This window comes from Collinsella sp. CLA-ER-H11 (assembly GCF_040092445.1).
Taxonomy (GTDB): Bacteria; Actinomycetota; Coriobacteriia; order Coriobacteriales; family Coriobacteriaceae; genus Collinsella.
Genome location: NZ_JBBNLN010000011.1, coordinates 1 through 23,011 on the forward strand (window position 1 = coordinate 1; position 23,011 = coordinate 23,011).

The window sequence follows — 23,011 nt, forward strand, 5'->3', positions numbered from 1 at the left end:
CATTTCCCCGGACAGGACCACCTTTGCCGCCGAGACCTTGAACTGCCTGTCGTATCGCTTTCTTCTTTGGGTCATCTTGAACACCTTTCGCTCTTAACTAGGTGTCCAATTCATCATACCCACTCCACCAGTCAAGCGGGTACAAAACTGGACCGCACGCAAACAGCTGTAGGACTGCTACGCTTTGACACGCAACCTATTAAATGCATCTTGGAATTACATCAATGCAAATAAATAACGTCGCATGACATCTATATTGGAGCTCGTGGTGTATCTGGCACCGCCGTTACGGCCGGATGCTGATCGACCCTGCACCTTGCGACTTGCTGGAGCCGTAAGCACAGTTGAACCCATGTAACGGTAAGTATCCTAGCACAAGCTGGTAACGAAACTGATTAGGGCAGTACTGGACAACATTTCGTTCATTTAGCGTTTTCAAGGGGGCTGTTTTGCGATGTTGTTCACATTGATGCAGGTTATTAAGGTAGTGGCGGTGATTAGGGGCGTTCCTGAAGCCCAAATGGAACGGCGATCTACACTGATAATCGCGTTTGTGTAACAAACTATGTACAGACATATGAAATAAATTGTGCAACTTTTTGTTGGCGTAGGAGGGGTTTACGGCGCAAGGTATTTTGGCATGAAAAAAGGCCTTCGGAATACCGAAGGCCTTTGCATTCACGATGGTGGAGACGAGGGGAATCGAACCCCTGACCTCTTGACTGCCAGTCAAGCGCTCTCCCAGCTGAGCTACGCCCCCGTGACGAGGAGATACTATAGGGGAATGTTTTGCTTGATGCAAGGGGGAATTTTGATTGATTGTCTTATCTTACGGTTTTTCCTGGGATGGGACTGAATTAGCTATTTTTGGCGGGTATGAAAATAACTTGTTGGGTTTATTAGTTATCTGGTTGAAGAAAGTCTCCTACCATTTTATTAAGCCAATGGTTGGATTTAAAGCGGAGCAACTCATTGAAGTTGTAAAATCTCTGGTTGAAAACGTCTTTGCCAGGGAGGACCGACCACGGCCGAGAAGTTCGCGTTCGACTACGTGAACGAGATTTTGGGTATCGTCAACTACGTGCGCGAAGTGCTACGCCCCGCCTACACTACTGGGATTGCCGTGCCTCATCTCGATCGCATCATCGCGAGCACGGCCTGACGATTGGCCCGCGCATCGACGTCCCGGGGCCGCTCTTCGTGACCGAGCGCGACCGAAACGACGAGATGGTGGATGAGTTCATCGAACCGAGGACAGGTCTGAGAAACGACACAGAAACGGGCGATGTGTTATGAGCATGACAGCAATTGCCGATTGGGAGCCCATGCCCTCTACGTGTTTAAAATGCAGCGACAACGAATACGGGTTCCCTACCGTCGTCTGCCGTACGCCCAGCAGACTTGTTGAAGAGTGCGAAAAAGCCTTCGACGCAGGGCTGCTGCTCGCCGCTTTGACTCTCGTAGTGACCATCCCAGACGTATGCGCAAACATCGACGGGACGGATTACCGAAAATGGTGCAAGGAGTACCTGGGGCTCCCGAATGATGGGAGAAAAATGACCAATGCGCGCAAGGGCGAGAAGCGCCCAGATGAGATAAAAGAGGGGTTTGAGACGATAGAGAATCGAGGCATCTTTACGGCATCGGATCTCTATCAGCTTCGCTGCGCGGTGATCCATGCGGGGTCGTCGGTCATCGAGGGAAGGGGCGAAGCGTATAGCCCCTACAAAGCCATCGGGGTTTGCGTACAGGGCGATGCGCGCGGGATAATCGCGAGTTATGGGCATAAAGGAATCGGCCATGGAAGCCAACAGGACTGCGAGTTCGATTGCGTCGTCAAGCTTGAAGGGCTCATCTCTCTCATAGCAAAGGGTGTGTGGAAATTCGTCGAGGAAAACCCCGAGCGCGATCGAGAATACTCAACGGGGAAAGGACTTTCCCGCCAAGGCGTGGTGGACTTCAGGCCTTTAATCAAAAAGCAAAGTTGTTAAGCATGTGGTTAAATTTGTATACGAGCGGGTTGTTAGATAAGTGGTTGGATTAAACAGAATCCCGTTTGCGGAAACCAAACAATCGTTTAATAACTTCCACCCACTTATTTTCATACCCTTTTTTGCGTTCCCAAAATTAGCCATTTCAGCCCCGTCATGATAAAACCCTCACGCCAGCAAATAACCGATCGCAACACCTTGATGGACTTGGATCCTGGCCGTACCCCTAACGACATTGGAGATGCCGGTGTCAGCCAGTAGTCCCAGGGGGCTGTGATCTAGCTCCCACTCGAGGCCGTGCTCGCTTACCTCGGTGTTGGGGGCTATGGCGATGATGGAGAACGTCTTGCCCTCGGCGCCCTCGATGGTCCACGACTCACCCGCGTGAAGGACGCGGGCGACCACATTGTCCTCGGCAATCCAGACAGGGGCATCCTCATAGCCTGCAAGCAGCCCCAGTACGGAAAGCGCCATGTCCGGACGGCCGCCCGTAGCGCAGGTCGCAACCAATTCGGCACCCGGCCAGCGACGGCGAACGGAATCGAGCGCCAGCGCCAGATCGGTATAGTCCTTGTAGGGGTCGTGGCGCTCAACTTCAAAGTCGGTGGCGGCATCGACCATCGCACGACCCGCATCGCTCACCGTGTCGGCATCCCCCACATAAACGTCACAGCCCAGGCCGGCACCTAGAAGGGCATCCAGGCCGCGGTCCACGGCGACAACGTGGTCGCACTCCCCTGCAAGCCTACGCAACAGATCCGCACTCGCCACCACGGGCGAGCCGCAGACCACCAATACTTTGCAAGCCACGGTCCTCGCCTATCCCTCAAACGAAAGCACGCGGGCCAGGTCAAGCTCCTCGTAGCTGTCGATAAAGATATCGCAGTTGGCGCGCACCTCATCGCGCTTCATGCGACCGTGCGGGTCATAAATACCCACGCGCTTAAAGCCTGCAGTGCCAGAGCTCTTTAGGCCAAAGACGGCGTCCTCAAACACCCATGCGCGCTCAAACTTGTTCCCATGGCGCTCCTCCAGGCGACGCAACGCCAGCTCGTACACGTCGGGGAATTGCTTGGAGCGCCCCGCCTCGCCCGTCGTGGTAATAAATTCCATATAGCGATCAAGGCCAGCACCCGCAAGCGCGGACTGCACCAGCTCGGCCGGCGTGGACGTAGCCACGCACATTGCAATGCCCGCCGCCTTCGCCTGCTTTAAAAATGCCAAGAGTCCCTCGCGTGGCGGCACCTTGGAGTAGCCATCGATCAGAATCTCGCCCAGCTCGCGATACAGCTCCTCTCCATTCGTACCAATGCCCCACGTGTCGTGGTAGGCCTGGCACTCATCCTCCAGCGACAAATGCTCAAACTGGGCAAAATCGTCGACCGTCACGTCGACACCGTGCCGGTGCAATAACTCGGGCTGGGCATAAGCCCAAACGGGGGTGCTATTTACCAGCGTGCCGTCGCAATCGAAAATAAAAGCAACCTTGGGAGCGGCGGTATGGGACATATACGAACCTTTCGATATCAAATGGTAAACATCCTGCTAAAAACGTTTTACCAAACGTCAGCCAAACAATTTTGAAACCCAAATTGGTAAAACTGTCAAGAGTTTTACCACGTCAAATCTGCCAGTGGTATAAACATGTCGCTTACCGATTAAACGCCCCCGCAAATCTGCTTTCGTCCATAAAACTAACGCACAGGTGTTATCGTAGTTTCTGCCGAAAGTTCCACCGAGCACGCGAGGTGGAACGAATCACAGAAACTTCGCCGTCCCTTCGATTCGTGCAGCCTTGGACCTTTCGCATCTAGTCACCAAGGCAACACGCTGCCGCGTCATGATGGGATCAAACGTGAGCGATACAAAGCTAAAGCCAACGGCTAAAAAGCCCGCAACCCGCAAACCGGCTCCGCACGCACCGGAGCTCTCCAAGGACGATGTCTATCTGTTTGGCATTGGCACGTGGGAGCGCAGCTGGGAAAAGATGGGCGCGCATCCCGACACGCAGCAGCGCACGCGCGGCTGGCGTTTTTGCGTTTGGGCGCCCGACGTTAAGAGCGTCCACGTCATTGGCGAATTTAACGACTGGGATGAGCAAGCCAACCCGTTGGTGCCCGTGCATACGAGCGCTATCTGGGAAGGCTTTATTCCTGGCGCCGAGCAAGGCCAGCTCTATAAATATCTCATCGAGACCAACGAGGGCGAAAAGCTCTACAAGGCCGATCCGTACGCCTTTAAGGCCGAGTGCCCTCCGGGAACGGCGAGCGTGCTGTGGACCCTCGATGGCTACCAGTGGAACGACGCCGCGTGGCTCAAGCGCCGCGCCGGCCACAACCATATGTCGCAGCCGCTCAACATCTACGAGGTGCATATTGGCTCGTGGAAGCGCCACGGCGACGCGCCACAGGGCGAGCCGGACGAGTACGGCAACTACCCCGGTCCCATGGACCCCTTCCCCGCGCAACGCGGCGAGTTCTACACCTACGACGACCTGTCGGTGGAGCTCGTGGACTACGTGCGTGACATGGGCTACACGCATATCGAGGTCATGCCACTTATGGAGCACCCCTTCGATGGCTCCTGGGGCTACCAGACGACCGGTTACTATGCCGCCACGTCGCGTTACGGCAACCCGCAGCAGCTCATGCACTTTATCGATGCGTGCCACGAGGCGGGCATCGGCGTGATCATGGACTGGGTGCCCGGCGGTTTTTGCGCCGACTCCCATGGCCTTGCCACCTTTAACGGTCACATGCTGTTTGAGCACGAGATTCACCCCAACTGGGGCACACACAAGTTTGACTTTGCCCGCGGCGAGGTCCGCTCTTTCCTGGTCTCCAACGTGCTGTATTGGCTCGAGAACTTCCACGTGGACGGCATTCGCATGGACGGCGTGTCCAGTATGCTGTACCTCAACTTTGGCATCGATGATCCCGGCCAAAAGAAGTTCAACAAGTACGGTACCGAGGAGGACCTGGACGCCAGCGCGTTCATTCGCCAGGTCAACTGCGCCGTGGAGGCGCACTACCCCGACGTGATGATGATGGCCGAGGAGTCCACCGCGTGGCCGCTCGTGACCTATCCGCCGCAGGACGGCGGCCTGGGCTTCCACTACAAGTGGGACATGGGCTGGATGAACGACACCCTGCACTACATGCAGACCGATTTTCCGTGGCGCCCCGGCAACCACGGGCTGCTCACGTTCTCCATCATGTACGCCTTTACCGAGAACTTTATTTGCCCGCTGAGCCACGACGAGGTCGTGCACGGCAAATGCTCGCTGATCGGCCGCATGCCGGGCGACTGGTGGCGCCAGTTCGCCGGCCTGCGCACGCTGGCTTTCTACCAGATGACGCACCCCGGTGCCAAGCTCAACTTTATGGGCAACGAGATCGGCCAGTTTATTGAGTGGCGCTACTACGAGTCCATTCAGTGGTTCCTGACCGAGGAGTACGAGACCCACCGTCATCATCAGGCGTTCATTAAGGCGCTCAACCACTTGTACACCGCCGAGCCCGCCCTATACGAGCGCGGCTACACCGACGACGGCTTTACCTGGATCGACGCGGACAACTCCAAGCAGTCCATCGTGAGTTTTGTGCGTCAGGGCGAGGACGTCGATGACGATCTGGTGATTCTGATCAACTTTGACCCGGCGAGCTACGAGAGCTTCCGCGTGGGCGTGCCGCGCGAGGGTGATTGGGAGGTCATCTTCGATTCCGACCGTCCCGAGTTCGGTGGCAGCGGATACGCCGGTGAGGAGCCCTATACCTGCTCGAGCGAGCCCTATCCCTGGAACGGGCAGATGGACTCCATCGAAATGAAGGTGCCTGGCCTGGCAGGCGTGGTACTTAAGCGCCGCGGTCCCAGCAGCTATAAGCCGCCCGTGGTCGAGAAGCCCAAAAAGGCGACGCGCAAGCGCACGTCCTCGGTAAAGCCCAAGACAGCGGCTGCTAAGAAGGCTCCGGCTAAGGCGAAGGCTGCCAAGCCCGCTGCCAAGGCTTCGGCCAAGTCCACCACGACCAAGAAGGCAGCCACCAAAAAGGCTGCTCCCAAGGCTAAGGCAGCTGCTGTTAAGGCTCCTGCCAAGAAAGCGTAACAAAGGCGTTACCACTGTAATTTCCCGCCCCGTGGGGGCGTAGGATACATGTCATAACCGTTCCGGGAGAAACATCCCCGGGGGAAAGGAACGTATGAATAAGATCTTCGACAACAAGCAGGAGTTTACCGAGCTCTATCGCGATGCCGTCATGAGCATTAGCGGCAAGAGCATCGAGGCCGCCAGCGACCTCGACCGCTTTAACGCCCTGGCCAAGCTCGTGGCCGAGAAGGCCCGCACCGTTGCCACCAAGAGCGACGCCCGCGCCACCGCCGAGGGCAAGAAGCGCGTGTACTACTTCTCGATCGAGTTTTTGATCGGCCGCCTGCTCGACAACTACCTGCTTAACTTTGGCGTGCGCGACATGGTCGCCGAGGCGCTTGACGACATGGGCTTTGACCTGTCCGTTATCGAGAACCAGGAGCCCGATCCGGCACTGGGCAACGGTGGCCTGGGCCGTCTGGCCGCATGCTTCCTGGATTCCATGGCAGCCGAGGGCATTGCCGGCTACGGCAACGGCATGCGCTACCGCTACGGCCTGTTTAAGCAGGAGATCGTCAACGGCAGCCAGGTCGAGGCTACCGACGAGTGGCTCACCCACGGCTATCCCTGGGAGGTCCGTCGTCAGGACAAGGCCGTGACCATTAAATTTGGTGGTCACGTTGAGGGCTTTGAGGAGAACGGCCGCACGTTCTACCGCACGGTGGACACGCAGGATATCCTGGCCGTCCCTTATGACATCCCCGTCGTGGGCTATGCCGGCGAGACCGTCAACAAGCTGCGCGTATGGGCCGCCGAGCCGGTCGAAGAGCATTTCGATCTGGAGGCCTTCAACCGCGGCGACTACGCCCTGGCCGATGCCGAGCGCGCCGAGGCCGAGGCTATCAGCGCCATCCTCTACCCCAACGACGCCGGCGAGCACGGCCGTCTGCTGCGCCTAAAGCAGGAGTACCTGTTTGTTTCGGCCGGCATCTACAGCCTGCTCGACACCTTTGAGAAGGAACACGGCGCCAACTGGGAGCTGCTGCCGCAGTTTGTAGCCATCCATACCAACGATACCCACCCCGCCATGTGCGGCCCCGAGCTCATGCGTATCCTCATCGACGAGAAGAAGCTCGAGTGGGACGACGCCTGGAACATCGTGACGAAGGTCGTGAGCTACACCAACCACACCATCCTGCCCGAGGCTCTGGAGAAATGGCCCATCGGCACGTTCTCCAAGCTGCTCCCCCGCGTGTACCAGATCATCGACGAGATCAGCCGTCGTTGGCACGAGTCGTTCGACACCACGCAGGAGGGCTGGCAGGAGCGTCTGCGCCAGACCGCCATTCTGTGGGACGGCGAGATTCGCATGGCCAACCTGTCCGTGATCTGCAGCCACAGCGTCAACGGCGTGGCCAAGATCCACTCCGACATCATCAAGAACATCGTGCTCAAGGACTTCTATGCCCTGACGCCCGAGAAGTTCAACAACAAGACCAACGGCATCTCGCACCGTCGCTTCTTTGCCGAGGCCAACCCCACCTATGCCAAACTCGTGACCGAGGCCATTGGCGATGGCTGGCTCAAGGACGCCTTTGAGCTGGAGAAACTCAAGGAGTTTAAGGACGACACCGAGTTCCTGAAGGCCGTGGGTGCCTCCAAGCGCGCCAACAAGGAGCGCTTGGCCGCCTACGTTAAGGCCGAGACCGGTCTGGTTATTGACCCCAACACCGTCTTCGATGTTCAGGTGAAGCGCTTCCACGCCTACAAGCGCCAGCTCATGAACATCATGAAGGTGATGGACATCTACAACCGTCGCATCGCCGATCCCAACTTCCACGTAACGCCGACGACCTTCATCTTTAGCGGCAAGGCTGCCTCGAGCTACACCTTTGCCAAGGAGACCATCCGCCTCATTAACTCCGTGGCCGATGTCATCAACAACGACCCCCGCGTGAACGAGGTCATGAAGGTCTGCTTTATCCCCAACTTCCGTGTGAGCAACGCCCAGCTCATCTACCCCGCCGCCGAGATCTCGGAGCAGATCTCCACGGCCGGCAAGGAGGCCTCGGGCACGTCAAACATGAAGCTCATGATGAATGGCGCCATTACGCTGGGCACCCTCGACGGCGCCAACATCGAGATCGCCGACCTGGCCGGTCGCGAGAACGAGGCCATCTTTGGCCTGACCGCCCCCGAGGTCGAGCAGCTCTGGGCATCCAACAGCTACTTTGCGTGGGATACCCTCAACGGCGACCGCGAGCGTCTGGGCCGCGTGATGGACGAGCTCAAGGACAACACGTTTGCGGGTCTTTCGGGCAACTTCGAGAGCATCTACAACGAGCTCATGAACAACAACGACCCAGACCTGGTCATGGCCGATTTCCGCAGCTACGTGGATGCGTGGGAGAAGCTCACGAACAGCTACGGCGACCAGGAGACCTGGAACCGCAAGGCGCTGCTTAACACCGCCTCGAGCGGCTGGTTCTCGAGCGACCGCACCATTCGCGAGTACCGCGACGAGATCTGGCACGCTTAAAGGCCGCGAGCTCCCCTATGCCAGCACGGCATTACTCGACGGGCGCGACCGAGCGTCGCGTCCGTCGCTAATGGGTTTAGGAACATCGATGACAGAAGGAGAAATCGATGAGTAAGAAAGAATGCATCGCGATGCTCCTCGCAGGAGGACAGGGCAGCCGATTGGGGGCACTCACCCAAAAGATCGCTAAGCCGGCGGTTAGCTTTGGTGGCAAGTTCCGCATTATCGACTTTTCGCTCTCCAACTGCTCCAACTCGGGCATCGACACGGTGGGTGTTCTGACGCAGTATCGCCCCTACCTGCTGCATGCCTATGTGGGCTCCGGCGAGGCGTGGGATCTTGACAGCCGCGACGGCGGCGTGTCGATCCTGCCGCCGTACGAGACGCAGACCGGCGGCGCCTGGTATGCGGGCACGGCCGACGCCATTACGCAGAACCTCGACTACATCAAGGCCAACGACCCCAAGTACGTCCTGATTCTTTCGGGCGATCACCTGTATCGCATGGACTACCGCAAGATGCTCAAGACGCACATTGAGAACAACGCCGACCTCACGGTAAGCGTTATGCCCGTGCCGTGGGAGGAGGCCAGCCGCTTTGGCATCCTGACCACCGACCCCGAGGACGGCCGCATCACCAAGTTCACCGAGAAGCCCGATAAGCCCGATTCGAATCTCGCGTCCATGGGCATCTACATCTTCTCGGCCGACGTGCTGATCGAGGCGCTCGAGGAGGACGCTCTGGACCAGCGCTCGAGCCACGACTTTGGCAAGGACATCATCCCCAAGCTGCTCGGCGAGGGCAAGCGCCTGTACAGCTACGAGTTCCACGGCTTTTGGAAGGACGTCGGCACCATCGCCAGCTTCCACGAGACCTCGATGGACCTGCTTGGCAACAACCCCGAGTTCGATCTGTTTGACAAGCACTTCCCCATCATGTCCAACATCACCACGCGTCCGCCGCACTACATTGGCCCGGATGGTCGCCTGGACGACTGCCTGGTCTCCAACGGCTGCAAGATCTACGGTACCGCTCGCCACTCGATCCTTTCGACCGATGTCATCATCGAGGAGCGCGCCGTGGTCGAGGACTCCGTGCTGCTGCCGGGTGCGCACGTTAAGAGCGGCGCGCACATCTGCCGCGCTATTTTGGGCGAGAACTCCACGGTCGAAGAGGGCGTGAAGCTCGGCTCTGTCGATACCACCAAGGATACGGCCGTCGTTGGAAATGACGTCGTTATCGGGAAGGGGGAATGATCCGATGATCAATCGCAAGGCCATCGGTTATATCACCGCTAACTACTCTTCGACCTACGGCAGCGTGCTGCTCAAGGACCGCCCCATCGCGTCCGTTCCTTTTTTGGGCCGCTACCGCCTGATCGACTTCCCGCTGTCCAACATGATGAATGCCGGCATCAAGACCGTCGGCGTCGTCATGCCGGGAAACTACCGCTCGCTGATCGACCATGTGGGCTCGGGCAAGGACTGGGGCCTGGACCGCAAGAAGGGCGGCCTGTTCATGGTGCCCGGCAACGCGTATGGCACCACCAAGGGCGGCATGCGCTTCCTGCTGCGCGACATCATCTCCAACAAGACGCTGTTCCAGCGCTCGGACAAGCCCTATGTTGTGATGATGGGCACCAACATCATCTTCAATATGGACCTCAACACCATCATCGACGCGCACGAGAACTCCGGTGCCCAGATGACCGTGGTGTACTGCAAGGCCACGCGCAACGTCGATGACGAGACCAAGCTGCAGATCAACGAGAACGGCCGTCTGACGGGCGTGAGCGCCGGCGTCGTGTACGGCGACAACGCCTCTATGGACTGCTGCATCGTCAACCGCGAGACGCTGCTCGAGATCATCGACCACTACCAGGCCGCCGACTATCTGGACCTGCTCGAGGCGCTCCAGGGCGACTTTGGCAACATCGACGTGTGCAGCTACGAGTACAAGGGCGAGGTCGTGGGCGTGTTTAGCGAGAAGTCGCTGTATCGCCGCAGCATGGACCTGCTCGACCAGACCGTGGCCGACCAGCTCTTTGACCCCGAGCGCCCGATCCTGACCAAGGCCCACGACGTGCCGCCTTCGCGCTACGCGACCGGCAGCCACGCGTGCAACTCGATCATCTCGGCCGGCTGCATCATCAAGGGCACCGTGCGCAACTCGATCCTGTCGCGCGGCGTTGTGGTTGAGGAAGGCGCCTCGGTGACCAACTCGATTATCAACCAGAGCTGCATCATCAAGAGCGGCGCCCGCGTTGAGAACGCCATCCTGGACAAGAACAACGTGGTTCCCACCAACACCGAGCTTCGCGGCACGCCCGAGAACATCCTGGTGCTGGGCAAGGCTCCGTTAACTTCCGACACCACCATCGTACGTTAACGTTGGTACCGCAACATCGCTCGTAACATGTAGAATAGCCGCCCGGTTAGCGCCAGGCGGCTATTCTCGAATTACAACATGGGAGACAATATGGCTGATTCCAGCAAAAAGATGCAGATCGTGTTTGCCTCGGCCGAGTGCGCACCGTTTGTGAAGACCGGTGGCCTGGGCGACGTGGCGGGCTCGCTGCCTGCGGCGCTTGTGCGCGCCGGCGCTGAAGTCATCGTGATGGTGCCCAAGTACGCCACCATCAAGGACGAGTACAAGGCGCAGATGGAGCACTTCTCCGACTTTTACGTGAGCCTGGGCTGGCGCAATGAGTACTGCGGACTCGAGAAGCTCGAGCACGACGGCGTCACCTATATGTTCATAGACAACGAGCGCTACTTTGCGCGCGACTATCCGTACGGCTTCTTTGACGACGGCGAGCGTTTTGCGTTCTTCTCCAAGGCTATCACCGAGAGCCTGCAGCACCTGCCGGCCGGCTTTGAGTGCGACATCCTGCACTGCAACGACTGGCAGACGGCGCTGGCGCCCGTGTTTTTGCGCGAATTCTATCAGGGCCTGCCGCTGTATGACCGCGTTAAGACCGTGTTCTCGATCCACAACGTGGCGTTCCAGGGCCAGTTTAGCGACACCGTGATGGAGGACATCCTGGGTGTGGCGCACATTCCGGCAGCCGCCTCGCAGCTGCGTTGCGACGCTTGCAGCATCAACTACATGCTGGGCGCCCTGCGCTATGCCGACGCCATCACCACGGTGAGCCCCACCTATGCCAACGAGATCCAGACGCCCGAATTTGGCGAGGGCCTGGACGGCGTTCTGCGCGAACGTTCGTACGCGCTGCAGGGCATTTTGAACGGCATTGACGTGGCGGGCTTTGACCCGGCGACCGACAAGCGCATTGCCGCCAACTACACGGTTGAGGACCGTTCCGGCAAGGCTGTGTGCAAGGCCAAGCTGCAGGAAGAGCTGGGGCTCGAGGTTCGCGACGACCGTCCGCTTATGGTCATGGTCACGCGTCTGACGCGCCAGAAGGGCTTGGACCTGGTCATGTACGCGCTCGACCGCATCCTGGCCGGCGGCGTGCAGGTGGCGGTGCTGGGCACCGGCGACCGCGACTACGAGGACGGACTGCGTTACTTCCAGGACAAGTACCCCGGCACCATGGCCGCACGCATCGAGTTCGATCCTGCGCTGTCGCAGCGTATGTATGCCGCCGCCGATATGTTCCTGATGCCTTCGAAGTTTGAGCCCTGCGGCCTGTCGCAGATTATCGCCATGCGCTACGGCACCCTGCCGATTGTTCGCGAGACCGGTGGTCTGAAGGACACTGTGATCCCGTACAACGAGTTTACCGGCGAGGGCACGGGCTTCTCGTTTAGCAACTTTAACGGCGACGAGATGGGCGACGCGGTATTCCGTGCGGCGCGCCTGTTCTGGGATAACCGCGACGCCTGGAACCAGCTGGTCACGCAGGCCATGAGCCAGGACTTTAGCTGGACGCGCTCGGCCGATAAGTATCTGGACCTGTACTTCTTTATGCACCCGGAGATTGAGAGGCCAGCGGCTGTTGTCGACGAGCCTGAGGCTGCAGCTGAGCCGGTGGCCGCAGAGGAGCCCAAAGCCGAGCCTGAGGTGAAGGCTGTGGTTGCTCCTGAGGCAGAGGCCGAGGTTAAGCCCGCTGCAAAGCACGCAGCTAAGAAGACCGCGACCCGCAAGACGACCACTAAGAAGGTTACGACGACCAAGTCTGCCGCGACTAAAACAACGGCTGCCAAGACAACGACCACGCGCAAGCGCACGAACGCCGCTGCCAAGAAGGCCGCCGAAGCCGAGGCTGCTCCCGAGGTAAAGGCCGAGGTCGCTGAGGCCAAGCCGGCCGCCAAGGTTCCGACAAAGACCGCTGCCAAGAAGACGACCACGGCCGCCAAGAAGGCAACGGCAGCCAAGAAGACCACGGCAACGAAGTCGACGACCACGAAGGCCGCCACGACCAAGGCAGCCACAAAGCCGGCCGCCAAAGTCGAGGAGAAGCCCGCAGAGTCCAAGGCCGAGGCAACCGTCGAGGCCAAGCCGGCTGTCAAGACGACCACGCGCAAGCGCGCCACGACGACGGCCAAGAAGACCACGACCAAAGCTGCTGCTTCCAAAGAGGAGCCCAAGGCCAAGGTAAAGGCCAAGACCGAGCCCGCCAAGGAGACCCCGGTCTCCCCCGCCGCCGCAACCGAGAAAAAGGCGCCGACGAAGAAGACGTCCGTCCGCAAGGCAACGGCCACCCGTAAGCGCCGCTAGCCCACAGACGATTTAAAACCTTATCAAACCCTAAGTAAGGGGCGCTCCAACCGGGCGCCCCTTCTCTGTAGATAGTTGGTAAAACGATTTTCTAGGACAACCGTTCGCCGATGGTAAACGGATGTTGTTTATACAGCCTGTGTACAACAGATATACTTATATCCTGTGCGTAAAGCCATGGCCCGCAGGCCGTGATTCTATTGAACTGGACCGAATTATGAGATTGATTCACAACAGCCGTCTGCCGCAGTTTCGTGCTCCGTTTGGCGCTGTGACCACTGGAACTTCCGTTTCGCTCTCGGTGATTTTGGAGGATGCCGACCCCAACCAGGCAACGCTTACCCTGCGTACCTGGGTCGATGATATCGGTGAGTCTCTGTATCCCATGACGCACGAGGGCGACGGCATATTTAGCGTAGAACTCAAGTGCACTGAACCATGTCTTATCTGGTACAGCTTTATCTGCAATATCGAAGGCCAGCCTGAGGTTCGCCTGGGCGCACCACAGGGCCGCACCGGCGGCGAAGGCGTAACCTACGACTACGCTGAGGTGCCGTCATTCCAGGTCACCGTCTACAAACACCGTGAGAACCGTCCCACCTGGTACGAGCGCGGTATGGTCTACCAGATCTTCCCCGATCGCTATGCCCGCGACGAGCACTGGCGCGAGCGCACGCTGGCCGAGGTCGAAAAACCGCGTAAGGGCATTCAGCGCCGCATGGTCGAGGACTGGAACGAGCCGCCTGTGTACGAGCGCGCCGAGGACGGCTCCATCAAGACCTGGGACTTTTACGGCGGATCGCTCAAGGGCATTCAGGAAGACCTGCCCCGCATCGCCGAGCTGGGCTTTACGGCCATCTACCTCAACCCCATCTTTGAAGCCGCGAGCAACCACCGCTACGACACCGCCGATTACACCAAGATCGATCCGATTCTGGGCACCGAGCAGGACTTTACCGAGCTGTGCGAGGCGGCCGAGAAGCTGGGCATTTCCATCATTCTGGACGGTGTGTTCAACCACGCGGGCGACGATTCGATCTACTTCAACCGCTACGGCAACTACCCCGGCGTGGGCGCGTGGCAGAGCGAGGATTCGCCGTGGCGTGATGCGTTTTATTTCCACGAGGACGGCTCGTACGACTGCTGGTGGGGCGTGGGCAATATGCCCGCCATCAATGAGAGCTCCGAACTGGTACGCGAGAGGCTCCTGGGCAAGGACGGCGTGATCCGCAAATGGCTGCGCGCCGGCGCTCACGGTTGGCGCCTGGATGTGGCCGACGAGCTTTCCGACGATTTCCTAGCTGAGATCAAAAAAGCTGTGCTCGCCGAGAAGCCCGACGCGCTGCTGCTCGGCGAGGTCTGGGAAGATGCCTCCAACAAGATCAGCTACGGTCATCTGCGTCGCTATCTGCAAGGCTCTGAGCTCGACTCGGCCATGGATTACCCCTTCCGCGATATGGTCATCGGCTTTTTGATGGGCTACAAAAACGCCTACCAAGCTGCCGAGGATATCGAGACCTTGCGCGAGAACTATCCGCGTGAGGCCCTGTCTTGCGCGCTTAATCTGCTTTCGAGCCACGACCGTCCGCGCATTATCTCGGTGCTCGGCGGCGGCCCTGACGAGTCGCAGCTGCCCGAGAGTGAGCGCAGCAAATGGCGCCTGGACGAGAACTCCATGGGCCTGGCCAAGAGCCGCTTTTGGCTGGCGACGCTCATGCAGATGACGTTCCCGGGCGTTCCCTCAATCTATTACGGTGACGAGTACGGCTTGGAGGGACTCACCGATCCGGGTAATCGCCGCACCATGCCGACCAAGGAAGACCTGCACGACTTCGATACGTTCGCGATCGTCAAGAATGCATCTGCTGTGCGCCGCGCGCTGCCGTTTATGATCGACGGTGAAATCAAGGCCTTCGCGCTCAATGACGAGGTGCTGGCCTACAACCGTACCGGTAAAGACGGCGAGTCCGCGACCGTCATCATCAACCGCAGCCTGCGCAATTCACACCGCGTGACGATTCCGGCGCTCGGCGAATGCGCGAGCGATGTGATTAGCGGTCACGAGTGCGAGATCCACAACGGTACGGTCACGCTCGACCTGTACCCACTGGGTTCGTCGATCATCTATCACCACGCCGAGCAGCGCCTGCAGGAGCCGCTCGATCACGGTGCGGGTGTTGTGTGCCATATCACATCGGTGCCGACCGACGACGGCAAACCCGGTACGATCGGTGCGCCCACGCGTCGCTTTATCGACCATCTGGCCGCCATGGGCATGCGCTACTGGCAGGTTCTTCCCGTCAACCCCACGGACTTCTTCCGCTCCCCTTACGCCGGTCCTTCGGCCTTTGCAGGCAATATCGACCTCCTACCCGAGAGCCACGAGGAGCTGGCAGCCGACTTTGAGACCTGGAAGGCCCGCGGCGGCGAGGATGCTGACCCGCTGTACACCGCGTTTAAGCATCGCAATGCCGATTGGCTCGAGAAATACTGCGTCTATATGGCCGTCAAAAAGTACTTTGAGGGCGAGTCGCGCCACGATTGGCCGGCAGATGTCGCGCGCTACAACGAGCATCTGATCGACGACAAGCGCTTCCACAACGAGGCCGAGCTTCAGGCGTACATGCAGTACCGCTTTGACTTGGCTTGGTGCGAGCTCATGAACTATGCGCACAAGAAGGGCATCGAGGTTATCGGCGATATTCCTATGTACGTGTCGGACGATTCGGCAGACGCGTGGAGCGAACCTGAGAACTTCTGGCTGTCCGATACCGGCAAGGCAATCGAGATTTCCGGCGCGCCGCCCGACAACTTTGCGCCCGAGGGCCAGGTGTGGGGCAACCCGACGTTCCGCTGGGACCACATGAAGCAGAACGGCTATAGCTGGTGGATGGATCGCCTGCGTCGTGCGTTTTCGCTCTACGACCGCGTGCGCCTGGATCACTTCCTGGGATTCCACAGTTACTTTAGTATCCCCGCAGGCAAGGCTTGCGCCGAAGGTCGCTGGTTGGCGGGACCGGGCAAGGACCTGTTCCAGACCGCTTATGACGAGCTGGGTCCGCTCAACTTTATCGCTGAGGACTTGGGCTATCTGACGCCCGGTGTTCGCGCCATGGCATCGACCTGCGGTTTCCCCGGCATGGACGTGCTGGAGTTTAGCGACTACGACGTTCGTTGCGGTGTGCATCCCACGCCCGGCAAGATTCTGTACACCTCGACGCACGACACGTCGACGCTCGCCGGCTGGTGTACGCGTTCTTTTGCGGGCGGCGATGAACCGAGCGGTGTTGAGGTGGCGGCCAAGCTGATGAGCGACGCACTGGCAAGCGACGCTCCCCTGGTGATGATGCCGCTGCAGGACGTGCTGGGGCTGGGCGACGACGCACGCATGAACGTGCCGGGCGTGGCCACGGGCAACTGGACCTGGCAGGCTGACGAGGCGGACATTGCAGCCGCCGAGGGCAAAACCGCGCGGCTCCTGCGCAACAACCATAGATTCTGGGGCGAAGCGTGATAAAACCCCCGATATAGGGTACAGTTACAGACGTTTGAATTTTTGCGGGCAGAGTAATCTGCCCGCTTTGTGCTGAAAAGGAAGTATTTATGGCGCGCTACGATTACAAGTGCTCGAGCTGCGGCAACGTGTTTGAGGTTGAGCATCCCATGTCCGAGACCCCCGAGGTCGTGTGCCCCAGCTGCGGTGCCCCGGCGGCCAAGACGTTCTCAGCCAGCGGCATAAAATTTGAGGGCAGCGGTTTCTACAACACCGACCAGCGAAGCGGCGGCTCCAGCACCAGCGCCACGAGCGGCTGCTGCGCCAACTGCCCGCACAGCCACTAGAAACCAAACAGCCCCGCGACCGACATCGATCGCGGGGCTGATTCTTTGCGCTATAGGTGGCTCTATGAGTTGCGGTGAGATAAGGACTGTTTGGTGGGCAGAAGCCGCTATTCAATCCCTATTTCACCGCAACATATTAGTTACTTACGAATCAGGCGGGCGCAGAAGTGGCCGTCGTAGGAGTCGGCGTTTACTGGCACGCTTTGGAAAAGACCTCGGTCGTTTTGGCGTACGAAAACGAGCTTCTTGGCCTGCTCGAAATCAGGCAGTTGCAGAATCTGTGCCTCGGAGAGAGGCGCCACGGTAAAGCAGGCGCCCTCGGGAGAGGCCAGGAAGGCATCTACGACCTGCGTGTTCTCTTCATCAAATACCGAGCAGGTGGCATAGATAAGTTCACCGCCGGCAGCCACGCGTGCGGCTGCTTCCTTGAGCATCATCAACTGCAGTTTGGGCAACTCGGTCGTAACGTCATTCTCAGTTAGGCGCCACGGGATCTCGGGATGACGACGCATGGTGCCGGTGCCAGAGCACGGCGCATCGATAAAGACCGTATCGAACTTAACCGGCTTGCCAAGCATGGCATCAAACGACGTCAGTACTTCATCAAGCTCGCAGGCATCACCCGAAACCGTACGAACGCCCTGAATACCGGCCTTGTGCAGGCGAGCGAGATTCAGATCGCATTTGCGATCATGCAGATCGAGCGCCGTATGCTGACGCTCATAGCCCGCACGCTTGGCCTGGCACATCATCACATAGGTCTTGGTGCCACGACCGGCACCAATCTCAAGGCAGCTTCCAGGGCGCGTGGCAGCTGTGGCGATAAGCTGCGCATTGAGATCAGATGCCACCGCGGCAGCACGCTCAAACACACCCGATGCAACCGTGACCTGCGCATCTACCGGGGCATGGCAGCCCGGGAAAACGGGCGCGACGAGCTGCGAGACATACGGATCGGGCTTGGTCGCAAAGGCGTTCTCATGCAGGGCCAGCGGCGCGGGGGCCAGATTGCCGGCAAAGTTAAGCGCACCCTCAGGCGTGTCGAACGATGCCATAATGCGAGCGCACAGCCAACGCGGCAGACCCATCAGGCGCGACAGACGAACCAGGCGTCGCTCAGACTCATCTACATCGGACGCCGTGGCAAAGTCCTCAACATTGTCCGCAACCTTATGCAGCACGGCATTGGCCAAGCCAGCGGCGGACTTAGCGCCGCAGCGAACCAGCTCAACACCCTGACTTACAGCAACGCGCCCAGGCGTATGTAAATAGAGCATCTCGAAAGCCGAGATACGAAGCGCCATGCGAACACGCGGCGCAACCTTTTTAGGCTTATCGAGAAACTGGTCGAGCAGCTCGTCCAAAATACCCTGCGTGGCGGCCACACCAAGTGCCAAGCGGGCGGCAAAAGCGGAATCGCGCTGATCAATAGCCTTGGCCGATGCGCGAGAGGACAGCACGTCGCGCGCATACATGCCGCGGCGATCGGCCTCCATCAGCACATCGAGCGCAAGCTTGCGCGCGGGAGACAGCTTGCTCATGACAGAACACCCCACGAAAGATCGGCGCCTTGCAGCCCAGCAGCCCAAGCAGAAGCGGCCATACCACGCTTGCCATCGGGCTTAACCTCGAGCAGTTCAACCGCACCATCGGAAAGGCCAAGGAAAACACGCTTGGCCTTAATGAGAACCTGACCCTCGCCAAGCGACACATCAGCCGGCGCAGCATCGAGCACGCGCACGGTCTTGCCGGCAATCACGCAACGAGCAGGCGCAGTATCGGACGAAGCGAGCACATGACGCACGCAATCGAGCGCAGCCATCTGCGGATCCAGACGCATCTCCAGCTTGGAAATCTTGGCAGCATGGGTAACGAGCGCCTCATCCTGTTCAGTCCACACGGCGGTGCCATCGGCAAGAGAAGGAAGCGTATCGGCAAGCAGTTTGCCGCCCAGCTCGCCAAGCTCCATAGTCAGTGCCTCAGCATGCTTACCGGCAACCGACGTGGAAGCCTGAGCACAATAAGCACCAGTATCCACGCCATGCCCGATGCGCATGATAGAAACGCCAGCAACCTCATCACCAGCAAGAATGGCACGCTGAATGGGAGCGGCTCCACGCCATCGAGGCAGCAAGGACGCATGAACATTCACAATACCGAGCGGTGCCATATGCAGCACCTCATCGGGCAAAATGCAGCCATAAGCAGCCACACAGAAAATGTCAGCCTGGGCAGTCTGGAGCGCCTCAACAACCTCAGGCGTCATACGATTAGCCTCAACAACCGGCAGACCAAGCTCAAGCGCCTTGGCCTTAACAGGAGACGGCTCCAACTTTTTACCACGTCCGCGAACAGCATCGGGACGAGTAACAACAAGCGCAATCTCATTCCCAGCCTCGACGAGCGAAGTCAACGAAGGCACAGCAAAATCAGGCGTACCCATAAACACAATACGCATAAAGAACGTCTCCCCTCAACCAAAGCCGAGACGGCTACAAATAACAGCGGAAAGCCAAGTCACCAGCCCATCCGCAATAACATTTCAACAAGAACAAATATACCCAAAACCAAAGAAAGAGCCGCAATAAAAGCAGCTCTTCCAACAAAGCAATTATCAGCGAAGACGCCCCTCCCTGGCCCAACGGCACCCGGGCGAGACAAGCAGCGTCAACGTAGTCCCCGGGGCGCCCGCCTATATCGTCCCGCGCGCAGTTTCGCAGCGCAGCGAGAATGTTTGAGCACGGGATGATATAGGCGGGCGCCCCGGGGACGGACAAACCTACTCCGTCTCGCCCGGTCGAGCGCCGCGGGCCAGGGCGTCCTGGTACTCCTTGACAGCCTTGAGCCTCTGCATAGGCTTCAGTCGCTCGAACATGGTGTTGCCGTGTAGGTGGTCGATCTCGTGCTGCAGGCACACGCAGAACAGATCGCCCGTGGCCTCATAGCGAATCAGGTTGGCATCCAGGTCGTACGCCTCGACGACGACATGGTCGGGACGCTCGATCTCGCAGCTAATACCAGGAATGGAAAGGCAGCCCTCGCTAAACGGCACCAGATGGTCGCTCTGCTCCACAATCACGGGATTGATGAGCACGTACGGGTCGTAGTCGTTTTTGTCGCTGTAGTCGCAGTCGATGGTGACGAGCTGAATGAGCTCGCCGATCTGCGGGGCAGCCAGGCCGCAGCCGCCGTTCTCGAACATCATCTTCTTCATCTTCTCGGCAAGCGTCTCGATCGCCGGGGTGATCTCCTCGATGACGGCGCACTCCTGGCGCAGACGAGGGTCGGGCGACAGTACGATTCCGTTGGCTTCCATGGCCATCCTTTCGGGTTGTTACATCAAATCATAGGCGTCGACGTCAACGCTCACGCTCACGCCGCGCACAGAGCCCACCTCTTTGAGGCAGGCGTCGATATCATCAGAGACATGGTACCCCACGGGCGACTTCACAAGCAGATGGAAGCGGTAACGGTCCTTGGCTCTCTCGATTACACACGAAGCCGGGCCCAGCACCTGCGGCACGGCACTCCCCGCCTGCAAAAAGTCGGGCGCGGCAGCATGCCAACGGCGCTTGAGGAGCTTTGCAATGCGCCCGATGTAGTCCTGTGCTTCGTCTCGGTTCGCCGACCACACCAAGATGTTGACCAGGCGAACAAAAGGCGGGTACAGCGCGTCGCGGCGCTGGTCCAGGTCGTAGTCGGTAAAGATCGAACGGTCATGCTCAGCGACGGCGCGAATGACCGGGTCCTCGGGCAGGTAGGTCTGGATGATGACCTCGCCGGGGCGATCACCACGACCGGCACGGCCGGCGACTTGCTCCAGCAGATCGTAGGCGCGCTCCCCTGCGCGGAAGTCCGGCAGCTTGAGGGCGAAGTCGGCATTGACCACGCCCACGAGCGTGACCTCGGGAAAGTCGAGGCCCTTTGCGATCATTTGGGTGCCCAGCAGCACCGCGCAATCGGCGGCATCGAACTTCTCAAGCAGCTTTTTGTGCGCATCCTTGCCGCGCGTGGAATCGGCATCCATACGAATAATGGCGACGTCCTCGGGCAACATCTGGTGCAGTGCGTCCTCGATCTGCTGCGTACCCAAGCCCATTTTTGCCAGGTAGCGACTGCCACATTTGGGGCAACGGCTCGTGGGCGCGGGATACGGCTGCACGCGCCAAGACGAACCGCATGTGTGACACTGCAGCGTGTGCGTGCGCTCGTGATACGTAAGCGCGGTGGAGCAGTGGTTGCAGGTGGGGACGCAGCCGCACTCGCGGCACATAAGGAACGGCGCAAAGCCACGGCGGTTATGCAGCAACACGGCCTTCTCGCGGCGCTCGACCACACGCTCCAGGCCTTCCATCAGCGGTTTTGAGAACATAGAGCGGCTGCCGTGCGAGAACTCGCGGCGCAGGTCGGCAATGCGGACTGTCGGCAGCACGGCGTGTCCCGGGCGCTCGGGCATCTCGACGCGCGTCCAGGTGGCACCGTTATACGTGCCACGGCGGCAGCGGTCGAGGGCCTCAGCAGAAGGCGTGGCCGAGCCCAGCGCGAGCGGGCAGCGATAGCGACGCGCCATCTCGGCCGCCACTTCGCGCGCATGGTAGCGCGGGCTGGAACCCTGCTTGTAACTGGTCTCGTGCTCCTCGTCGATGATGATAAGGCCCAAGTCGCTGAGCGGGCAAAAGAGCGCCGAGCGGGCGCCCACGACCACGCGCGCGGCACCGCTGGCGACCATATCCCATTGGTCCAAGCGTTCACCGGCCGAAAGGCGCGAGTGGAAGACCGCAACCGTTTCGCCAAAGCGCGAGCGAAAACGGCCGACGGTCTGGGCCGTCAGCGAGATCTCGGGCACGAGCACGCAGGCCGAACGGCCGGCTGCCAGCACGCGCTCGATGGCGGAGAGGTAGACCTCGGTTTTGCCGGAACCGGTGACGCCATCGACGAGCACCACGTCGCCGTGTGCATCCAGGCGAGCTCGCTCAATCTGCGCGAGCGCCTGCTGCTGGCCGTTGGTGAGTGCCACCGGCGCCTTACCGCTCGCCGAGGACAGCGTGGTCTGCTCGCTGCAGCCACGCCACGCACGGCGCTCTTCCACCACCACGATACCGCGTTTTTCAAGCGCCTTGATGGTCGCCGACATGCTGTTATAGAGCAGGTTGAGGTCACGCGTCGTGACCGGGCCGCATTGGAGCGCCTCGATGAGCTGACGTTGGCGAACCGCTGTCTTGGGCGGCGTGTAGTCGAAACCCTCGGGCGTGAGCATGACCCAGCGGTTTTGGATAGGCTTGACGGCGGGGCGCTCAACCGTCCACACGCCGTCATCGCCCTTGACCACGCGCGGACTTCCACCCGGGGGCAAGAACAAACGCAGGCACTCGGAAAGCGTCGCGACATACTCGCGGCTCATCCAGCGTGCGATACGGGCAGCCTCGACAGTAAAGAGCGGTTTGCTGAGGATAGCCTCGATGGGCTTGATGCGTGCGGGGTCGAGGGCGATGTTGCCTTGTAGGTCGCCCAGCTCAGGCGCAATGTCGACAATATAGCCCGCGGCGGCACGGTTACCAAAGTGGACCAGGACCGTTGATCCGATCTGCGCTTCGCTAGCAAGAGGTTGAGGAATGCCATAGGCAAACGGCTCGGACAGCGCACGCGTTGGGATGTCGAGAACCACGCTCGCATAGGCGGCGATGGGCTCAGGTGCGGGCTCGGGCTGCGCCGGGGCGGCGGCAGGAGCCGCGGACTTCGGAGCTTCCTCCGGTTCCGGCGAACCAAACAGCGAAAGTTGCTCGACCATGGCCCCAGCACCTCCTATCCCATACGTCTACAGAAACAAGAGCCCCGCTCGGGTGAACGGGGCTCGGATACATACGTTTGCGCAGC

14 protein-coding genes and 1 tRNA gene are annotated in these 23,011 nt (G+C 59.6%); 8 read left to right on the forward strand and 7 right to left on the reverse strand.

The window, feature by feature from the left end; all coding sequences use genetic code 11:
* Nucleotides 1-684: 684 nt before the first annotated feature.
* A tRNA-Ala gene (locus tag AAAX35_RS07865) sits at nt 685-760 on the reverse strand.
* Nucleotides 761-1,292: 532 nt separating this feature from the next.
* On the opposite strand from AAAX35_RS07865, the gene AAAX35_RS07870 reads away from it, so the two are divergent.
* Nucleotides 1,293-1,991, forward strand: a complete 699-nt coding sequence (locus AAAX35_RS07870) for a hypothetical protein (protein ID WP_349117262.1) — start codon at nt 1,293-1,295, stop codon at nt 1,989-1,991.
* Nucleotides 1,992-2,159: 168 nt separating this feature from the next.
* On the opposite strand, the gene AAAX35_RS07875 is transcribed toward AAAX35_RS07870, so the two are convergent.
* Together AAAX35_RS07875 and AAAX35_RS07880 are read right to left on the reverse strand one after the other, a co-directional pair.
* Entirely contained in the window at nt 2,160-2,801 is a 642-nt protein-coding gene (locus AAAX35_RS07875; RefSeq protein WP_349117263.1) for a thiamine diphosphokinase, read from the reverse strand.
* A gap of 9 nt (nt 2,802-2,810) precedes the next feature.
* A complete protein-coding gene (locus AAAX35_RS07880; protein ID WP_349117264.1) occupies nt 2,811-3,500 on the reverse strand; it encodes an HAD family phosphatase in 690 nt (229 codons plus the stop codon).
* Nucleotides 3,501-3,831: 331 nt separating this feature from the next.
* On the opposite strand from AAAX35_RS07880, the gene glgB reads away from it, so the two are divergent.
* The 7 genes from glgB (at nt 3,832) to AAAX35_RS07915 (ending at nt 17,137) form a co-directional block, all read left to right on the forward strand.
* Entirely contained in the window at nt 3,832-6,093 is a 2,262-nt protein-coding gene (gene glgB, locus AAAX35_RS07885) for a 1,4-alpha-glucan branching protein GlgB (RefSeq protein ID WP_349117265.1), read from the forward strand.
* A 94-nt stretch (nt 6,094-6,187) separates the two neighbouring features.
* A complete protein-coding gene (locus tag AAAX35_RS07890) occupies nt 6,188-8,614 on the forward strand; it encodes a glycogen/starch/alpha-glucan phosphorylase (protein WP_349117266.1) in 2,427 nt (808 codons plus the stop codon).
* 107 nt (nt 8,615-8,721) lie between these two features.
* Nucleotides 8,722-9,870 (forward strand): glucose-1-phosphate adenylyltransferase, encoded by a 1,149-nt coding sequence (locus tag AAAX35_RS07895; RefSeq protein ID WP_006233920.1) that lies wholly within the window; start codon nt 8,722-8,724, stop codon nt 9,868-9,870.
* Nucleotides 9,871-9,874: 4 nt separating this feature from the next.
* Nucleotides 9,875-11,002 (forward strand): glucose-1-phosphate adenylyltransferase subunit GlgD, encoded by a 1,128-nt coding sequence (gene glgD / locus AAAX35_RS07900; RefSeq protein ID WP_055310615.1) that lies wholly within the window; start codon nt 9,875-9,877, stop codon nt 11,000-11,002.
* A 90-nt stretch (nt 11,003-11,092) separates the two neighbouring features.
* Entirely contained in the window at nt 11,093-13,297 is a 2,205-nt protein-coding gene (gene glgA, locus AAAX35_RS07905; protein WP_349117267.1) for a glycogen synthase GlgA, read from the forward strand.
* 217 nt (nt 13,298-13,514) lie between these two features.
* On the forward strand, nt 13,515-16,811 hold the full coding sequence (locus tag AAAX35_RS07910; protein ID WP_349117268.1) for a 4-alpha-glucanotransferase: 3,297 nt from the start codon (nt 13,515-13,517) through the stop codon (nt 16,809-16,811).
* An 89-nt stretch (nt 16,812-16,900) separates the two neighbouring features.
* Nucleotides 16,901-17,137 carry an FmdB family zinc ribbon protein gene (locus AAAX35_RS07915; RefSeq protein ID WP_055310612.1) on the forward strand — a complete coding sequence of 79 codons (237 nt, stop codon included), beginning with the start codon at nt 16,901-16,903 and terminating at the stop codon, nt 17,135-17,137.
* A gap of 140 nt (nt 17,138-17,277) precedes the next feature.
* On the opposite strand, the gene AAAX35_RS07920 is transcribed toward AAAX35_RS07915, so the two are convergent.
* From AAAX35_RS07920 to priA, 4 genes are all read right to left on the reverse strand, one after another.
* Nucleotides 17,278-18,678, reverse strand: coding sequence for a transcription antitermination factor NusB (locus AAAX35_RS07920; RefSeq protein ID WP_055310611.1), 1,401 nt, complete (start codon nt 18,676-18,678; stop codon nt 17,278-17,280).
* On the reverse strand, nt 18,675-19,595 hold the full coding sequence (fmt, locus tag AAAX35_RS07925) for a methionyl-tRNA formyltransferase (RefSeq protein ID WP_349117269.1): 921 nt from the start codon (nt 19,593-19,595) through the stop codon (nt 18,675-18,677). The genes AAAX35_RS07920 and fmt overlap by 4 nt, the downstream gene beginning before the upstream one ends.
* Nucleotides 19,596-19,916: 321 nt before the next feature.
* On the reverse strand, nt 19,917-20,453 hold the full coding sequence (gene def / locus AAAX35_RS07930; RefSeq protein WP_022094969.1) for a peptide deformylase: 537 nt from the start codon (nt 20,451-20,453) through the stop codon (nt 19,917-19,919).
* Between the two features lie 18 nt (nt 20,454-20,471).
* A complete protein-coding gene (gene priA, locus AAAX35_RS07935) occupies nt 20,472-22,925 on the reverse strand; it encodes a primosomal protein N' (protein ID WP_349117270.1) in 2,454 nt (817 codons plus the stop codon).
* Between the last annotated feature and the right edge of the window lie 86 nt (nt 22,926-23,011).